The organism is Microbacterium sp. W1-4-2 (assembly GCF_058349885.2).
On the sequence record NZ_JBYRJC020000001.1, the window covers coordinates 552692 to 567496 of the forward strand.

The following is a 14805-nucleotide window of genomic DNA, read 5'->3' on the forward strand; positions in this document are numbered from 1 at the left end:
CGGGGGTCATCCAGCCGCGCCGCTTAGTGTGTGTCTGTGTGGCGAGCTGAAGGCAACGCGGTGGCGGGCGTGGAGGAGGACTCCGGCCCGGCCGAGGTGACTCCGCACACCCTGCGGCTCGCAGAGCAGGGGGTGACGGTGATGCATGTGGCAGAGCCCGAGCGCGAGCGCATCCGGGCGCAGGCCGCGATGCTCGGCGGGCGGTCGACCCTGCTGCGCTTCACCGACGCCGGCGACGCCGGCATCGAGATCACCAAGGCGCACCCCGGCAGCCTTCCGCAGTTCATCACCGGCCGCTCCACGCTGCTGTCGAACCTGTTCCGTGACGAGGTCGCACTGCGCACCGCGCGCATCGCGGCGGCCCACGTCGCCTCCAAGAGCGTCGAACTGCGCACCGCCCGGGGCCTGGACCTGGTCGCCCTGGCGGTGGGCCTGGCCTCCTGGACCGTCGGCGGCGAATCGTTCTGCGCACCCGTGCTGCTGCGTCCCACCGCCATCCGGCGCCATCACTCCGACTTCGAGGTCAAGCTGCACGGATCGTTCATCGTGAACACCGAGCTCGTGCGCGCTCTGGCCGAGCAGTTCGGCGTCGACGTCGACGGCCGGAGCCTCGCCGAGCTCGCGATCGACGGCGGCCTGTTCAAGCCGCAGCCGGTGATCGACCGGCTGCGGCAGCTGACCGCGCACATCCCCTCGTTCACGGTGCGGCCGCGTCTGGTCATCTCGACCTTCGGCGACGTCGGTGCCCGGCTCGCGCGCGACCTGGGTTCCCTCGACCATCCCGTCCTCAACGCCCTCGCCGGCCACCCCGACGACCGCGCGCGCCTGGCCCTGCGCCGCGGCCGCCCGGCGGTGGCGGATCCCGACGAGCGGCCCCCGGCATCCGACACCCTGCTGCTGGACGCCGACGCCGAGCAGGAGGACGTGCTCGCCCGGATCGTGGACGGCCAGTCGCTGGTCGTGCACACCCTGCCGGGCACCGGCGGCACGCAGACCGTGATCAACGCGCTGGGCGCCCTGATCGACGACGGCAAGCGCGTGCTGGTCGTCAGCGCTCGCCGTTCGACCCTCGAAGGCGTGCGCCACCGCCTGGCCGGCATCGGCCTGGGCGGGCTGGCCGTCTCGCCGCGTCAGCTGCGGCGCGACCTGATTCGTGCGATCGGGCGCAACGAGAAGGCCGAGCAGCCGCGCATCGCCGACATCGACGACGCCCTGCTGCGGCTGCGCACCGTGCTGCGCGACTATCGCGGCGCACTGACCCGGCCGCGCCCGGAACTGGACGTCTCGGTGCTCGAGATCGTCCGGGAGCTGACGACCCTGGCCGCCACCCACGCCGCCCCGATCACCTCCGCCCGGTTCGATGCGGCGACGCTGCAGCGGCTGAAGAACACGCGACGGGCCGCCGCCGACAAGCTCGTGGCCGCCGCCCGCCTGGGCGAGTTCCGGTACGGGCCCGACGACTCCGCCTGGTACGGGGTCACGTTCGCCACCACCGAGGCGGCCCGCGACGCGCATGCACTGGCCCGCCGGCTGCACCGCGAAGACGTGCCCGCCCTGCTCGAGCGCGGGTACGAGCTGATCGCGCAGACCCGGATGCGCCCGTTCCGCAGCGTCGCCGAGCTCGGCGGCTATCTGCGGCTGCTGCAGGGCATCCGCGACTCGCTCGACAGGTTCAGCCCGACCGTGTTCGAGCATCCGCTCGGCGAGCTCATCCAGGCGCACGGCCCGCGCCGTGACGCACCCCAGCTCAGCGGTGCGAACCGCCGGCGGCTGCGTCGCCTGTCGCGCGAATACGTGCGGCCCGGCGTGCACGTGGCCGACATGCACGATGCGCTGGTGCGCATCCAGCGGCAGCGCTCCGAGTGGGAGTCGTTCGCCGAGTCTGCCGCGGTCGTGCCCGAGGTGCCGGTCGGACTCGGCGAGGTGACCGCGCTCTGGCAGCGGGCGCAAGAGGGGCTGGACCGGCTCGACCTCGTCGTGGACCGCACCGAGACGGCGCGCCTGAGCGCGCTGCCTGCGCAGGCGATGGTGCGTCAGCTGGGGGCGCTGGCCGCGGACTCGGCCTACTTCGAGAACCTGGTCGAGCGCGCGAGCCTGCGCACGGAGCTGGCGGCACTCGGCCTCGAGCCGCTGCTTGTGGAGCTGAGCGTGCGGCACGTGCCCGAAGACCAGGTGCGCGCCGAGCTCGAGTACGCGTGGTGGCAGTCGGCGCTCGAGCACCTGCTGCGCACCGACAAGGCGCTGCTGGGCGCGAACACGTCCGTCGTCGATCGCCTGGAGCGCGACTTCCGCCTCGTCGACGAAGCCCATGTCGCGGCATCCGGCCCCCTGCTGGCCGCGCGCCTGGCCACCCAGTGGCGCATCGGCATCGTCGACCACGCCGCCGAGGCCGACGGACTGAAGCGCACGCTGAAGGCGGGGGAGCCGACCCCGACCCAGTTCGTGCGCGTGGCGCCGTCGCTGTCGGCGACCCTGGCCCCCGCCTGGATCGCGTCGCCCTACGAGGTGCCCTCGATCCCCGATGACATCGCGTTCGACGTCGTGCTGCTGGCCGACGCGGGCGCCCTGTCGCTGGCCGAAGCCGCCCCGGCCCTGCGCCGGGCGCGGCAGGTCGTGGCGTTCGGCGACCCGGTGACGCAGCAGCCCACGCCGTTCCGCATCGCCTCCGGGCGCCCGCGGCCCGAAGACGAGCCCGATGAGGACGACGAGCCGTTCGACTCGGCCAGCGTCTTCGAACGGCTGGCCGAGCTCGTGCCGGTCGACACGCTCACGCACAGCTACCGGGCCGGCGGCGAAGACCTGGCCGAGCTCGTCAACGACGCCTTCTACGGCGGCGAGCTGGTGTCGTTGCCGTGGGCCGGTTCGTACCTCGGGCGCGGCAGCCTGTCGGTCGACTACGTCGAGGGCGGGTCCGGCGTGCCCGATCCCGAGACCGGTGCGGTCGAGAGTCCCGACGCCGAGGTCGCCCGCGTGGTCACGCTCGTCGTCGAGCACGCCGTGAACCGCGGCACCGAGTCGCTCATGGTCGTCACCGCCAGCGCCAAGCACGCCGAGCGCGTGCGCGCCGCCGTCGACGCCGCGTTCGCCGGCCGGTCCGACGTCGCCGACTTCGTCTCGCGCGATACCGCCGAACCGCTCGCGGTGCTCACCCTCGAAGAATCGGTCGCCGAGAGCCGCGACCGCGTCATCTTCTCGCTCGGCTTCGGCCTCACCCGGCACGGGCGCGTGCTCAGCGACTTCGGCGATCTGTCGACGCCGGACGGCGAGCGGCTTCTCACCGTGGGCATGACCCGTGCCCGCCGCTCGATGGTGATCGTCTCGTGCATCCGCCCGTCGGCCTTCGACGAGGGGCGGCTGCAGCACGGCGCCGCGACTCTCATGACCGTGCTCGGCGGCATCGCCGCGCGGGCGCGCGAAGCGCGGCTCGAAGACCTCGCCGATCCGCTCACGCTGGTCCTGGCCCGCGAGCTGCGTCAGCTGGGCGTGTCGGTCGACGTGCACTACCGCGGCCTGCTGCCCCTGGTCGCGCAGTACGGCGGCAAGGCCGTCGCGGTCGAGAGCGACCCCGAGGCGGGCACCGGGTCGCTGCGCGAATCGCTGCGCCTGCGCCCGCAGGTGCTGCGGCGCCTGGGGTGGCACTACGTGCGTGTGCACTCGTTCGATCTGTACAGCGACCCGGCCGACGTCGCCCAGCGCATCGCCGGGATCCTGGGCGTGAACCCCGAGACTCCGCGGGCGGATGCCGACACCCAGCCGATCGATGTCGACTGACCCGTCCCGCCAGCACGTCGTGCGCGTGCGCGGGTCGCGCCGAGCGAAGCTGACGCCCGCCCCCGGCACGACGCAGGAGCCGGTCGCGACGGACGAGGAGACGCCGGCGGACGCGCCCGGGCCGAACGACGAGCGGATGCGGCGCGACAAGCCGCCGCACTACTGAGCCGACTCACCACTGTGCCGCCCCATCCGACGTGCCGGGTGTCGCCGGACGTGCGCGGACGGCGTGCTCTATCCTTCGAAACGGCGGCAGACCCGCCGCCGAAAATGGAGGAGGAATGCGATGATTCGCGGATTCAAGAACTTCTTGATGCGCGGCGACGTGGTCACCGTCGCCGTCGGACTGGTCGTCGCACTGGCGTTCAGCACGCTGGTGAAGGCGTTCACCGACTTCGTCATCAACCCGCTCGTCGCGGCTGCGGGGGGCGGCAAGTCGCTCGGCCTCGGCTGGCAGCTGGGCGCCGCGGGCAACAAGGCGACCTACCTGGACCTCGGGTCGTTCATCTCGGCGATCATCTACTTCATCATCTTCATGGCGGTGGTCTACTTCGTGATCGTCGTGCCGTACAAGGCGATCCAGGCCCGCCGCGGCGTCGTCGTCTTCGGCGATCCGGCACCGGCCAAGACCTGCCCCGCCTGCCTGTCCGACGACCTGCCGGTCGGGGCGAGCAAGTGCAAGTACTGCGGGACGGACCAGCCTGCCGTCTGACTCTCGAGGCGCCCCGCGGAGCGCATCCGCGGGGCGTGCGGTCAGGATGCCGCGGGTGCGGGCGAGTTCTTGGTCTCGGACTTCGCCGCGGGGGCGCTCGAGCCGGTACCGGCGGACGAGCCCGAACCGCCGGACGAGTCGCCGCCGGATGCCGGTGCCTTGCGCGAATCGGTGCGGTAGAACCCCGACCCGTTGAACGTCACGCCGATCGAGCCGTACTGCTTGCGCAGCGCTCCGCCGCACTCGGGGCACACCGTCAGGGACGGCTCGGCGAAGGACTGCACGGCGTCGAAGGCGTGACCGCACTGTTTGCAGGCATAGGCGTATGTGGGCATGGATCTTCCGTTCAGCGCCCGGCGGGCGCAAGTGTGATGGTACGTGTCGGCGTCACGACACCGGTGACGTACTGGTCGTGCACGTCGCGGGGCAGCTCGTCGACGAATTCGCTGTCGTAGACGACGGCGTAGATCGGGGGCCGGTCCTGCATCGAGCCGATCGTCTTGTCGAAGTAGCCGCGGCCCCAGCCCAGGCGCATCCCGGTGCGGTCCACGGAGGCGGCCGGGATGATCATGACGTCGACGTCGCCGACGGCGATCGGGCCGAGCAGTTCGCCCTCGGGCTCCGAGACGCCCAGGGCCGCCTCGTGCTCGGGCGCGTCGGGGTCGGCGACGACCCAGTCCAGCAGGCCGTCCGCGCGCATGATGGGCAGCAGCACACGGATGCCGCGCTCGATGGCGGCGTCGACGAAGCGCCGGGTTCCCGGCTCCATGGGCGTCGAGAGGTAACACGACACCGACTGCGCGTCGTGTTCGGCCACCAGGGCGTCGAGCTGGGCGGTGATGCCCGCCTCGGCGGCGCTGCGCGCCGCGTCGCTCAGCTGCTGCCGCCGCTCGCGCAGCTCGGCGCGCTGCGCGCGCTTGGCGTCGTCGATCGGGTCGCGCATGACCCGATTCTACGGTCGGTAGAGTGGGACGATGCCGCACAAGCCGTTCAAAGCCGTGATTCCCGCCGCCGGATTGGGCACGCGGTTCCTGCCCGCCACCAAGGCGATGCCCAAAGAGATGCTGCCCGTGGTCGACAAGCCTGCGATCCAGTACGTGGTGGAAGAGGCGGTGGATGCCGGCATCGAAGACGTGCTGATCATCGTCGGGCGCAACAAGAACGCCATCGCGAACCACTTCGACTCGGTCCCCGAGCTGGAGTCCACGCTCGAGCGCAAAGGCGATCACGACCGCCTGGCGAAGGTGCAGTACTCCAGCGACCTCGCCGACATCCACATGGTGCGCCAGGGCGAGCCGCGCGGGCTCGGCCATGCGGTGTGGCGGGCCAAGGGGCATGTCGGCGACCACCCGCTGGCGGTGCTGCTCGGCGACGACCTGATCGACGAACGCGACGACCTGCTCAAGACCATGCTGGGCGAGTACGACAAGCGCGAGGCCGCAGTCGTGGCCCTCATGGAGGTCGACCCGGCGCACATCCACATGTACGGCGTGGCCTCGGTCGAGACCACCGACGACCCCGATGTGGTGCGCGTGACGGGCATGGTCGAGAAGCCCAGCGCCGAGGACGCTCCGTCGAACCTGGCCGTCATCGGCCGTTACGTGCTGCCGCCCGAGGTGTTCGAGATCCTCGAGCGCACGGAGCCGGGCAAGGGCGGCGAGATCCAGCTGACCGACGCTCTGCAGGAGCTCGCGGGCGACGCCGACCGCGGTGTGTACGGCGTGATCTTCCGCGGGCGACGATATGACACCGGCGATAAGGTGGACTACATCAAGGCCATCGTGCAACTGGCCGCCGACCGCGACGACCTCGGGCCGGAGTTGCGTCCGTGGTTCAAGGAGTTCGCTGCGACGCTCTAGCTCGCCGAAGGGGGCCAAGTGGAGTTGTCCGATCCGCACCGCCACGGCGCCGTCTCGATCCGGCTGATCCGCCAGAAGGACGCCCGGGCGCTGCAGCACGAGCTGATGAGCAATCGCGGCTGGCTGCGTCCGTGGGAGGCGACCAGTCCCGACGGGCCCGTGTCGCTGGACATGCGGCTGGGCGTGCGCCGGCTGCTGCAGCAGTACCGGGACGGCGCCGGCGTCCCGTTCGTGATGGAGTGGGACGGCGAGATCGCCGGTCAGCTGAACGTGTGGGGCATCGCCCGCGGGTCGCTGGCCTCGGCGACGATCGGGTACTGGGTGAGCGAACGGTACGCCGGGCGGGGCATCACGCCCACGTCGGTCGCCCTCGCCACCGACGTGTGCTTCACCGAGCTGCGCCTGCACCGCATGGAGATCTGCATCCGGCCCGAGAACAAGCCGAGCCTGCGCGTGGTCGAGAAGCTGGGCTTCCGCTACGAGGGCCTGCGGCGGCGGTACATCCACATCGACGGCGACTGGCGCGACCACTACGCGTTCGCGCTGACCCGCGACGAGGTGCCCGAAGGGGTGCTCGCGCGATGGCTGGCGGGCCGTGCGCCGCAGGCCGCGGCATCCATCCCCCCGGCCGACCGGCTGCCGGCGTGAGCCGACACGCGCGCCGCTGAGGGGAGCGGAGCCTCGCATCGCATACCGTTGGGGGCATGGGTGGGCAGGTGCTGGGCGGGGGGATCGTCGTCCTGGTGGCGGTGGCGCTGTGGCTGGTGTATCTGCTGCCCAGCTGGTACCAGCGGCATCAATACGACGCGGCCGAGCGCAATGCCGTGCGACTGAATCAGGCGCTGCGCGTGCTCGCCGAGACCAGCGAGACCCCCGAAGAGGTGCGGCTGGAGCTGTCGGCGCGCACTGCGTTGGCGCAGCAGAAGATCGCGCGGCGCGCCCAGGCCGAGCGCGAAGAGCTCGCCCGCAGGGCGCAGCTCGAGCGGGATGCGCTGGCGCGCAAGGCGCAGGCCGACCGCGATGCGCTGGCGCTCCAGGCGCAGGTCGCCCGCGACCGCGTCGCCCAGCGCGAGCTGGTGGCCCGCGAACAGGCCGAGCTCGTGCGCGCGCAGGCCGAGGTGGCCGAGCGCCGGGCGGCGCTCGAGGCCGCCCGTGATCGCACTGTGCGCGAGCGCGACGTGCTCGGCCGGCGCGAGCAGGCCCTGCGAGAGCAGCGGGCGGCGCATGAGCGAGTGGCGCAGGCCCAGGTGCGCGAGTCCGGGCCGCGGGCCGCGCGTGCCCACCTGGCACGGGTACGTCGCCGCGCGCGACTGACCACGACGATGATCGGGATGCTGTCGCTCGGGCTCACCGGATGGGGTGCGTACGTCCTGCTGACGGCGGGCACGGTGCTGCCGGTGACGGTCGGGGGAGCGCTCGTGTTCGCGTGCGCCCTGCTGCTCGTGCGCATGGCCCGGGTCGGTGCTCGGGCGGCGGAAGCCGGGGTGCAGGTCGAGGCATCCGTCCGCCCTCGCGTCGCACTGGCCGCGCAGGACATCTCGCTGACCGACGAACGGGTCTGGCAGCCGCGCGAGCTGCCGCGGCCGCTCACGGCCTCGGCGGGGTCTCGCGCCGCCGCGGTGCTGGATGCCGCAGCCGCCCGCGAGCAGCTGCGTCAGGCGAGCCTCGACGAGCCGCTGCGCGAGCGCGCCGAGCGATCCCGCCCCGCCGGGCTGGACGCGGCCCGCGTGGCCCGGATGGGCCACATCGACGACGCCGAGATCGAAGCGCACGTGCGCCAGCTGCTGCGCCACCGCGCCGCCGTCTGACCAGTCGGTTCAGACGCGCGTGCACATCTGCGGGGATTTTCGGCGACACGCGGTGGGCCCGCGTGGGCTGCGGCGTGTCGGGCAGAATCCCCGCCGCTGTGTCCGCCGGGATGCTGAAGGCAGGTCGGGTTCGTTGGTTCTGCCCCCCTCCGCAGTCGTGATAGTGTTGCTGAGGTTCACGGGCCTGTGGCGCAGTTGGTAGCGCGCTTCGTTCGCAATGAAGAGGTCAGGGGTTCGAATCCCCTCAGGTCCACCGTGTGATGAGTCGCGTCATAGGTCTTATGTGAGTCGCGTCATAGGTCACTGTTTGGGAGCCCCGGGCCATCGGCCTGGGGCTTTCATCGTGTTGCGCCAGTAGGTGTGGTCAGGGTCGATGGTGTTGGTCGCGATGATCTCCCCGGTCCCGCGTCCGCACCGGCGGCGACCAGCTGCCGCCGTAGCGCGATGACCCGTTCCCGGACCCGGTCGGTGGTCTGCTGTGGGCTGGATAACGGGGCGCGTGAGCGGGGCTCGACTGCGTCGATCCCGTCCTGCCGGTACCTGGCGAGCAGACGATGGATATGTCGGCGTGACAGCCCATACACGGCGGCGGCTTCACTGACCGTCAACTGGCCGGCGATGATCTTCAGCACAACGACACGTTCTTCGACACGCCATCGACTGTGACCTCTGACGCAACTCACCAGAGACCTATCAGAAGAGACCTATGTCGTGAACCCAGACACCCTCAGGTCCACCGAAGAGAAACACCCAGTCAGACGATAGAACGTCGGCTGGGTGTTTTGCATCCGCACCGCCTGCGCGAGGCCCTTCCGGCGAGCACATCGTGTCGGCGTACGATCCGGATAGAACGCGACGATCGAGCGCGGCCGGACGAACAGGGCGGAGACGGATATGGACACGAGGATCGTCACAACCGCGGCGGAACTGGCCGCGGCTCTGTTCGACGGCATGCTGGACATCGAGGTGCACGGCACGATCAGCGGCTCGCCGATGATCACCCTGCCGCCGGGCACGAGGCTGCATGGCGGCACGCTGCGGTTCGGCGCGAAGGGTGTGCGGCTCACCCGCGACAACACCCTCGAAGACATCACGGTCCTGGTGCCCGACCAGGAGGTCGCCGTCCTGAACGACACGACCCGCGACGACCTCGGTACGCTGACACTGCACAACGTGACGACCCGCGGACAGGTGCTGCTGCTGGCCGAGGACCGGGTGCGCGCCGGCCACATCGAGGCCGACGGCGTTCACGTGCTCGCCGCCGACGTGCGGGGACGCTCGTGCCGCCCGCATGGATTCGGCGTCGAGGCGCTGCAGGGTGCGTTCACCCTCTGGAACCGGCAGGCGGACCCGGCGGTCGTTCTGACGGCGCAGCTGCGCGGCATCGCGGCCGGCACGGCCGGCGAGCCGGTGCGCGGCAGCGGCGTGTTCGTCGGCGGGCACGGCGACTGGGACGGCAAGGGCGACGGCGGCACTCTGCGGGTGAGCGAGCTGCGCACCGGCGAGATCCACGTCGACGGCGGCATCCCCGAGGCGACGCCGGACCTCATCTCGGGCGGCGTGTTCGTCATCAGCGGCGCGGGCGTCGACCGGGTCGTCGACGACGGACCGGTGACGACCTATGGGCAGAACGACATGGTGCTCGACAACTGGGGCACCGTCGGCTCCTGGACCGCGGCGGCGCCGGTGACCTCGCACGGGCCCAGCGGCATCGGCTTCGTGAACTTCGGCGACATCGACGTGCTCGACGTGCAGGCTCCGATCACCACGACCGGCAAGGGCGCCCGCGGATTCAACCTGTACGACGGCAGCCTCCGCGATGCGCGCTTCGCGAGCATCGAGACCAGCGGCGACGGCTCGATCGGCATCCAGATCAGCCGACCGCTCGGCCGGCTTGCGGTCGCCGGCGATGTCACCACCAGCGGCGGCACCGGGCTCAGTCTCGTCAAGGGCGTGCAGGTCGCCCTGCAGGCGATCGGGCTGAGCGTCAAACCCGGCGGCGCGGCGGACGAGATCCGCATCGGCGGCCGGCTTGCCACGAGCGGCGATCACGTCACGACGCTGGAATCGGACGGCTCGATCGGGCGGCTCACGGTGGGTGGCGGCATCCAGGCCACCGGAGACGGGTCGGCGGCCGTCGTCCTGGCCGGCGACGGCGTCGACATCGACGGCATCCCGGTCAGCGCCACCCACGGCGAGGCCGTGGTCCGGCGATAGGACCCGGCTGAGAGAGGGAGCGTGCCGATGGTCTCACCGCGATCCGCCGAGCCGCTGCAGACGATGGTGGGCATGATCAGCGGGTGAGCGCTCCGCTCGGACCGGTCACCTGATCAGCCGAAGGCGCGGACCGTATCGTAGCCTTTGCCGTTGTACTTCTGCACGACGACCTGAGATACCGCTGGGACGCCGTCCTTCGTCGTGTCGATCGCCGCACCAGGCAGCATGAAGGATGCGTGGAAGTCGGAGATGTCGCGCAGCGCCTTCATGAAGCTCTCACGGGTGGGCTCCTTCATCTTCTCGAACGCTTCCGTCAGTGTCTCGGCGGCGATCCAGCTCCACACGCACTGCGGGAACGCGGGGATGCCGTCCTGGTTCGTATATTCAGCGAGCGCCGACATGAAGCCTTTGCCGGCGTCGCTCTCCTGGAACGCGGGGCTGGCCGCGGCCTCGGCGAAGGCGACGGTGTAGATGCCGGGGAATGCCGCGCCGCCGCCGGGCTCGAGGATGGCCTTCGGACTCGAGGTGTTCGCGGGCAGGAACCAGCTCGGCTTCCAGGCCAGTTGTTGCGCCTTCTGCAGCGACGAGATCACGAGCGGGGTGATCGACATGGCATCGAAGAAGACGTCCGCCCCCGTGCCTGCGAGCTCGGTGAGCTGCGCGTCGACACTCGTGTCGGTCGTCTCGTATGTGAGCTCGCCGACGATCTGGATATCCGGGTGGCCGGCGATGGCCTTCTTCAAGCCCTCGACGTAGCCCTTTCCATAGTCGTCGTTCTGCGACAGAACCGCGACCTTGTGCGGTTGGCCCGATGCGACGAGTGCGCTGCCGAACGCCTCCCCCTCCTGCTGGTAGGTCGGTATCAAGCCGAGCTGCCACGGGCTGTCTTCGTGGTCGCTGAAAAGCTCGTCGCCCGTGGTGACGAGCACCTGCGGGAACTTCCTCTGAATCGCGGCCTCACGCCAAGCGCGATTGGTCGGCGTGCCGAGCCCGATGCCGGCGGCGAACACGCCGCCGGCGGCCATCTGCTGGAAGTTGGCGATGGCCTTCTGCGGGTCGTACTGGTCGTCGTAGGTCTTGATCTGAATCGTGCGAGTCTTGCCGTCGCCGAACGTGATGCCGCCGGCGGCGTTCTTCTGTCCGAAGTAGGCACGTGCACCATCTGCCGTGCAGTTTCCGACGCCGGCCGACGCGCCGCTCAGTGGCGTCGTGATGCCGAACGTGAGCGTCGTGTCGGTGATGCCTGAGCTCGATGCGCGGCCGCTGTCGCTCATCTGAGGTGATTCGCCGCCGCGCGCACATCCGCTGAGGATGAGCGCGGCCGCCGACGCCGTGGCGATAAGGCCGACGGCTCCCTTCGTCTTGCGCGTGTTCATGCCTGAACTTGCCTCTCTGATTCGGTTTCCTCCGGCGACACCGCTGTCGTCGAAGTGGTCTGCTCACGTCATCAGCGCGAACCCGGACTCCCATCGGGTCTTTGCGAGTGCTGCCAAGGTGATCTGAAGAAAGCCCAATGCCTCGAGTTCCCGCGCGCGCGAAAGAGGTCCAGCGTCGACAGCCCTCATACCTGCCGCTTCGACCAGATCCATGACGGCAATCTTCGCGTCGGCATCATCTCCGGCGACGACAACCGTCGTGAGCCTTCCGTCATTGGTTCCCGTCGTCAATGTCTCTGCGAAATTGATGTTGAACGCCTTGACGACGGCGACACTTGGGATGGCCTCCGCAAGCTCGGCCGCGGCGGAGGAATCCGGAGGAACGGTCAATCCATCGAACGTGACGAAGTCGATGGGGTTGCTGATCTCGACGACGACTTTGCCGGCCAGTTGATCCCTGTACTGCGCAAGTATGTCCGCGATCGCCGCGTACGGTGTCGCGATGACCACGATTTCACCCGTGAGTGCATCACCCATCACCCCGTATTCGACGTCGTCGCGCTCGATTGTCGGGCCGACACCGGCCCTCCGTTTGAGCATTTGAATATGTGCATGCGCCCTCGATGACACATCGGCGATTGCCGAACCCATCTTGCCCGTCCCGATTATGCTGATCGATGTCATACTCACAACGCCTTCCTTCTACCAATATGATCGCGTCAAGTACTTTTGGGCGACGGCGACCGCATCGTAGTCGAATATGAAACTCCGGCGGAAATCTCGCCCCGCGCGCATCTCGGCGTCGCGTCTGCGCATGTCTCCAAACTCAGCCTGCGAGTCGCGCTGTGACCCGCTCCTGCGCGAATTCGCCTGAACGATCGCCGTTCGCTGCATACGCGCTGACGTATAGCGCTTGAACGCGGTGACGATATCGTCGGAACCCCTGACTTCTCTCACGAACATCGCAAGGGTCACGCTGTCTTCCAGTGCCTGGTTCACACCTTGGCCGGCGTGGGGGAGCATCGGGTGGGCCGCGTCGCCCAGCAGCGTGACCCGGCCTCGCGACCAGTTCCTCAGAGGCTCTCGGTCATAAAGACCCCACCAGAATGTCTTATCGATTCGTTCGATGAACTCACGGAGATGCGGATCCCACGCTTCGCCGGCAAACTCGGCGGCCAGTTCGTCGACGTCCCCGGCAGCCGACCATGATTCCCTGAGAGGCTTATCGCTCGAAACGAAGCCGACGTAGTTGAACAGGGTGCGATGGCGCAGCGGGTAACACATGAAATGCTTGTCTTTGCCCATCCAGATCTGAATCTTCATCGGCCAATCTTCGGGAAGAAGGCTCGCGTCGAGAACGCCGCGATAGGCGATGGATCCTGAATAGACCGGATTCGACGACTGCGTGATCGAATCTCGGACGACGGAATGTATGCCGTCCGCACCGACCACGGCGTCGAATTCGGCATCCACCCCGTTTTCGAATTCAAGACGCACGCTCGAATCCGAAGCATGGATCGACGTCAACCTGTGACCTGTACGGACCGTGCCGCCGGGAAGCGCGCGGGTCAGCATGTCGACGAAGTCAGCTCGATGCATGCCAATAGTGTGGTATTGCCCGGCTGTATCCGAGTAGGCTCCTTCGGCTATTATGCGGCTGTCGGCATTCCTATAGAGGTCGGGGCCTTCCATGACGGCACCTGCGAGTTTTGTCTCGTCGAGTAGCCCGAGGCGGTCGAGCACGCGCTGACCGTTGGGGGCGACTCCGAAGCCGGCGCCCACTTCGGCTATGTGTCGCGTCTGCTCGAACACCGTGACCTGAACGCCCGCGATCCTTGTAAGCGCTATTGCGGCGGCGAGCCCCCCGATCCCGGCGCCGATGATCGCGACTCTGATCGTGTGATTTGCCATCGGCTCTCCTCGAATGCGGGAGTCGCGCAATATCTCCATTGCGCGCCACTGGCAGCGAGCGTATGCGGCGTATGCGCCTTCCTCAATGGGCTGGCATCAATGGATATATGGAGTTCTTGAATGGCTTGGATGCTCCGAAGACCACGCATCCCAGACGTCGTCTGCCGCTACGACGTCGGCTCCACTGGATCCGGGGTCGACGTCAGTCGGCGCAACCAGCTTGCGAGCGCGTTGGTGCTCTCCGACTCATCGTCCCCGGGTCGACGGACCAGGCCGATCTCGGCTTGGGCGGTCGGGCCACTGACCGAGAGTTCGACGAGCGGGGCCATGACGTCACCGTGAGCGTAGTGGGGGATGAACGTCGCCACGACACCCAGGCCTGCTTCGGCCGCCAGGACGCGAGCGTGCAGGCCGTCGACCTCAATCACGGAATGCGCGCCGGTGATCCCGCTCTCGCGGAGGATCTGCCGGTAGTAGATCGATTCGAGGCCCGAAAGAGGGCCGGAGATCAGGCCGGCCGCCGCGATGTCCTCGACATCGACGGATTCCTGCTTGGCCAGGGGATGGGAACTTGGCGCGAGAAACCTCAGAGGCGCTTCGTGCAGGGATTCGAAGGATGCATCAGGGGGCAGTTGCCACTTGAGCACGTATGCAAGGTCCGCCTCCCTGTCCAAGACCGCCTGGGCGTACTGGCCGCTGTGCCCGAATCGAAGGGAGAGCAGAATGCCCGGGTGCGCGCGGCAGAACGGAGCGATCACCTGGTCCACGAAGTATCTCTGTTCGAACGCGATGCTGGCTCCGAGGCGCACCCTGCCGCGCCGGCCGTGCTGCAGGTCGCTGAGCGATTCCTGCAGCGACTCCTGCTCACGGAGCATGAGCAGGGCCGAGTGGTACACCTCCTTGCCAGCCGGCGTCAGGTGTACCGCCCGCTGCTCATAGCGGAGAAGGACAGAGCCGAGTGCCTTTTCGAGTTCTGCCACGTGGTGTGAAACGGTGGGCTGCGCAAGATGGAGGTGACGGGCGGCGGCCGAATAGCCGTTGCGTTCAACGACGGTGGTGAAGATTCGCAGCCGGAAGAGATCGAGCGCCAGAAGGTTGCCTGATCCCATTGCGCAATCCTAGAGGAGATCGACCGCGTCAGCGGGGCCCCG

The 14805-nt window shown here is 69.0% G+C and carries 13 protein-coding genes, 1 tRNA gene and 1 pseudogene; 8 read left to right on the top strand and 7 right to left on the bottom strand.

The genetic code is table 11. The annotated features are described in order from the left end of the window. Positions 1-60: 60 nt before the first annotated feature. From AC3RX0_RS02375 to AC3RX0_RS02385, 3 genes are all read left to right on the top strand, one after another. Positions 61-3771, top strand: a complete 3711-nt coding sequence (locus AC3RX0_RS02375; RefSeq protein ID WP_491504335.1) for an AAA family ATPase — start codon at positions 61-63, stop codon at positions 3769-3771. Continuing rightward, positions 3761-3937 carry a hypothetical protein gene (locus AC3RX0_RS02380; RefSeq protein WP_491504336.1) on the top strand — a complete coding sequence of 59 codons (177 nt, stop codon included), beginning with the start codon at positions 3761-3763 and terminating at the stop codon, positions 3935-3937. Before AC3RX0_RS02375 ends, AC3RX0_RS02380 begins: the two co-directional genes overlap by 11 nt. Before the next feature lie 120 nt (positions 3938-4057). Then, positions 4058-4483, top strand: a complete 426-nt coding sequence (locus AC3RX0_RS02385; RefSeq protein ID WP_491504337.1) for a large conductance mechanosensitive channel protein MscL — start codon at positions 4058-4060, stop codon at positions 4481-4483. 41 nt (positions 4484-4524) lie between these two features. On the opposite strand, the gene AC3RX0_RS02390 is transcribed toward AC3RX0_RS02385, so the two are convergent. Then, the gene (locus AC3RX0_RS02390) at positions 4525-4818 is read right to left on the bottom strand and encodes an FmdB family zinc ribbon protein (protein ID WP_491504338.1); all 294 of its coding nucleotides are present in this window, start codon (positions 4816-4818) and stop codon (positions 4525-4527) included. Between the two features lie 11 nt (positions 4819-4829). Continuing rightward, positions 4830-5426, bottom strand: coding sequence for a 5-formyltetrahydrofolate cyclo-ligase (locus AC3RX0_RS02395; protein ID WP_491504339.1), 597 nt, complete (start codon positions 5424-5426; stop codon positions 4830-4832). A 31-nt stretch (positions 5427-5457) separates the two neighbouring features. Here AC3RX0_RS02395 and galU point away from each other — a divergent pair, with 31 nt between their 5' ends. From galU to AC3RX0_RS02415, 4 genes are all read left to right on the top strand, one after another. Continuing rightward, entirely contained in the window at positions 5458-6342 is an 885-nt protein-coding gene (gene galU, locus AC3RX0_RS02400; RefSeq protein ID WP_491504340.1) for a UTP--glucose-1-phosphate uridylyltransferase GalU, read from the top strand. An 18-nt stretch (positions 6343-6360) separates the two neighbouring features. Then, entirely contained in the window at positions 6361-6990 is a 630-nt protein-coding gene (locus AC3RX0_RS02405; protein ID WP_491504341.1) for a GNAT family N-acetyltransferase, read from the top strand. A 56-nt stretch (positions 6991-7046) separates the two neighbouring features. Next, positions 7047-8150, top strand: a complete 1104-nt coding sequence (locus tag AC3RX0_RS02410) for a coiled-coil domain-containing protein (protein WP_491504342.1) — start codon at positions 7047-7049, stop codon at positions 8148-8150. Between the two features lie 180 nt (positions 8151-8330). Further along, a tRNA-Ala gene (locus tag AC3RX0_RS02415) sits at positions 8331-8403 on the top strand. 145 nt (positions 8404-8548) lie between these two features. Here AC3RX0_RS02415 and AC3RX0_RS02420 read toward each other — a convergent pair. Further along, positions 8549-8833: pseudogene (locus AC3RX0_RS02420) on the bottom strand (helix-turn-helix domain-containing protein); the annotation flags it as partial. 211 nt (positions 8834-9044) lie between these two features. Here AC3RX0_RS02420 and AC3RX0_RS02425 point away from each other — a divergent pair. After that, positions 9045-10367: a hypothetical protein gene (locus AC3RX0_RS02425; RefSeq protein ID WP_491504343.1), complete on the top strand. Its 1323-nt coding sequence runs from the start codon at positions 9045-9047 to the stop codon at positions 10365-10367. Between the two features lie 113 nt (positions 10368-10480). Here AC3RX0_RS02425 and AC3RX0_RS02430 read toward each other — a convergent pair whose 3' ends face one another. From AC3RX0_RS02430 to AC3RX0_RS02445, 4 genes are all read right to left on the bottom strand, one after another. Then, on the bottom strand, positions 10481-11743 hold the full coding sequence (locus AC3RX0_RS02430) for an ABC transporter substrate-binding protein (RefSeq protein ID WP_491504344.1): 1263 nt from the start codon (positions 11741-11743) through the stop codon (positions 10481-10483). Positions 11744-11806: 63 nt separating this feature from the next. Then, entirely contained in the window at positions 11807-12427 is a 621-nt protein-coding gene (locus tag AC3RX0_RS02435) for an NADPH-dependent F420 reductase (RefSeq protein WP_491504345.1), read from the bottom strand. A gap of 18 nt (positions 12428-12445) precedes the next feature. Continuing rightward, positions 12446-13654 (bottom strand): FAD-dependent monooxygenase, encoded by a 1209-nt coding sequence (locus tag AC3RX0_RS02440; RefSeq protein WP_491504346.1) that lies wholly within the window; start codon positions 13652-13654, stop codon positions 12446-12448. A gap of 167 nt (positions 13655-13821) precedes the next feature. Beyond that, positions 13822-14763 (bottom strand): LysR family transcriptional regulator, encoded by a 942-nt coding sequence (locus tag AC3RX0_RS02445; protein WP_491504347.1) that lies wholly within the window; start codon positions 14761-14763, stop codon positions 13822-13824. Between the last annotated feature and the right edge of the window lie 42 nt (positions 14764-14805).

What these genes read in the sequence shown, in the direction of transcription:
- AC3RX0_RS02380 (WP_491504336.1), top strand. Translation starts at nt 3,761, where the DNA reads ATGTCGACTGACCCGTCCCGCCAGCACGTCGTGCGCGTGCGCGGGTCG.
- AC3RX0_RS02385 (WP_491504337.1), top strand. Translation starts at nt 4,058, where the DNA reads ATGATTCGCGGATTCAAGAACTTCTTGATGCGCGGCGACGTGGTCACC.
- AC3RX0_RS02390 (WP_491504338.1), bottom strand. Translation starts at nt 4,818, where the DNA reads ATGCCCACATACGCCTATGCCTGCAAACAGTGCGGTCACGCCTTCGAC.
- AC3RX0_RS02395 (WP_491504339.1), bottom strand. Translation starts at nt 5,426, where the DNA reads ATGCGCGACCCGATCGACGACGCCAAGCGCGCGCAGCGCGCCGAGCTG.
- galU (WP_491504340.1), top strand. Translation starts at nt 5,458, where the DNA reads ATGCCGCACAAGCCGTTCAAAGCCGTGATTCCCGCCGCCGGATTGGGC.
- AC3RX0_RS02410 (WP_491504342.1), top strand. Translation starts at nt 7,047, where the DNA reads ATGGGTGGGCAGGTGCTGGGCGGGGGGATCGTCGTCCTGGTGGCGGTG.
- AC3RX0_RS02425 (WP_491504343.1), top strand. Translation starts at nt 9,045, where the DNA reads ATGGACACGAGGATCGTCACAACCGCGGCGGAACTGGCCGCGGCTCTG.
- AC3RX0_RS02430 (WP_491504344.1), bottom strand. Translation starts at nt 11,743, where the DNA reads ATGAACACGCGCAAGACGAAGGGAGCCGTCGGCCTTATCGCCACGGCG.
- AC3RX0_RS02435 (WP_491504345.1), bottom strand. Translation starts at nt 12,427, where the DNA reads ATGACATCGATCAGCATAATCGGGACGGGCAAGATGGGTTCGGCAATC.
- AC3RX0_RS02440 (WP_491504346.1), bottom strand. Translation starts at nt 13,654, where the DNA reads ATGGCAAATCACACGATCAGAGTCGCGATCATCGGCGCCGGGATCGGG.
- AC3RX0_RS02445 (WP_491504347.1), bottom strand. Translation starts at nt 14,763, where the DNA reads ATGGGATCAGGCAACCTTCTGGCGCTCGATCTCTTCCGGCTGCGAATC.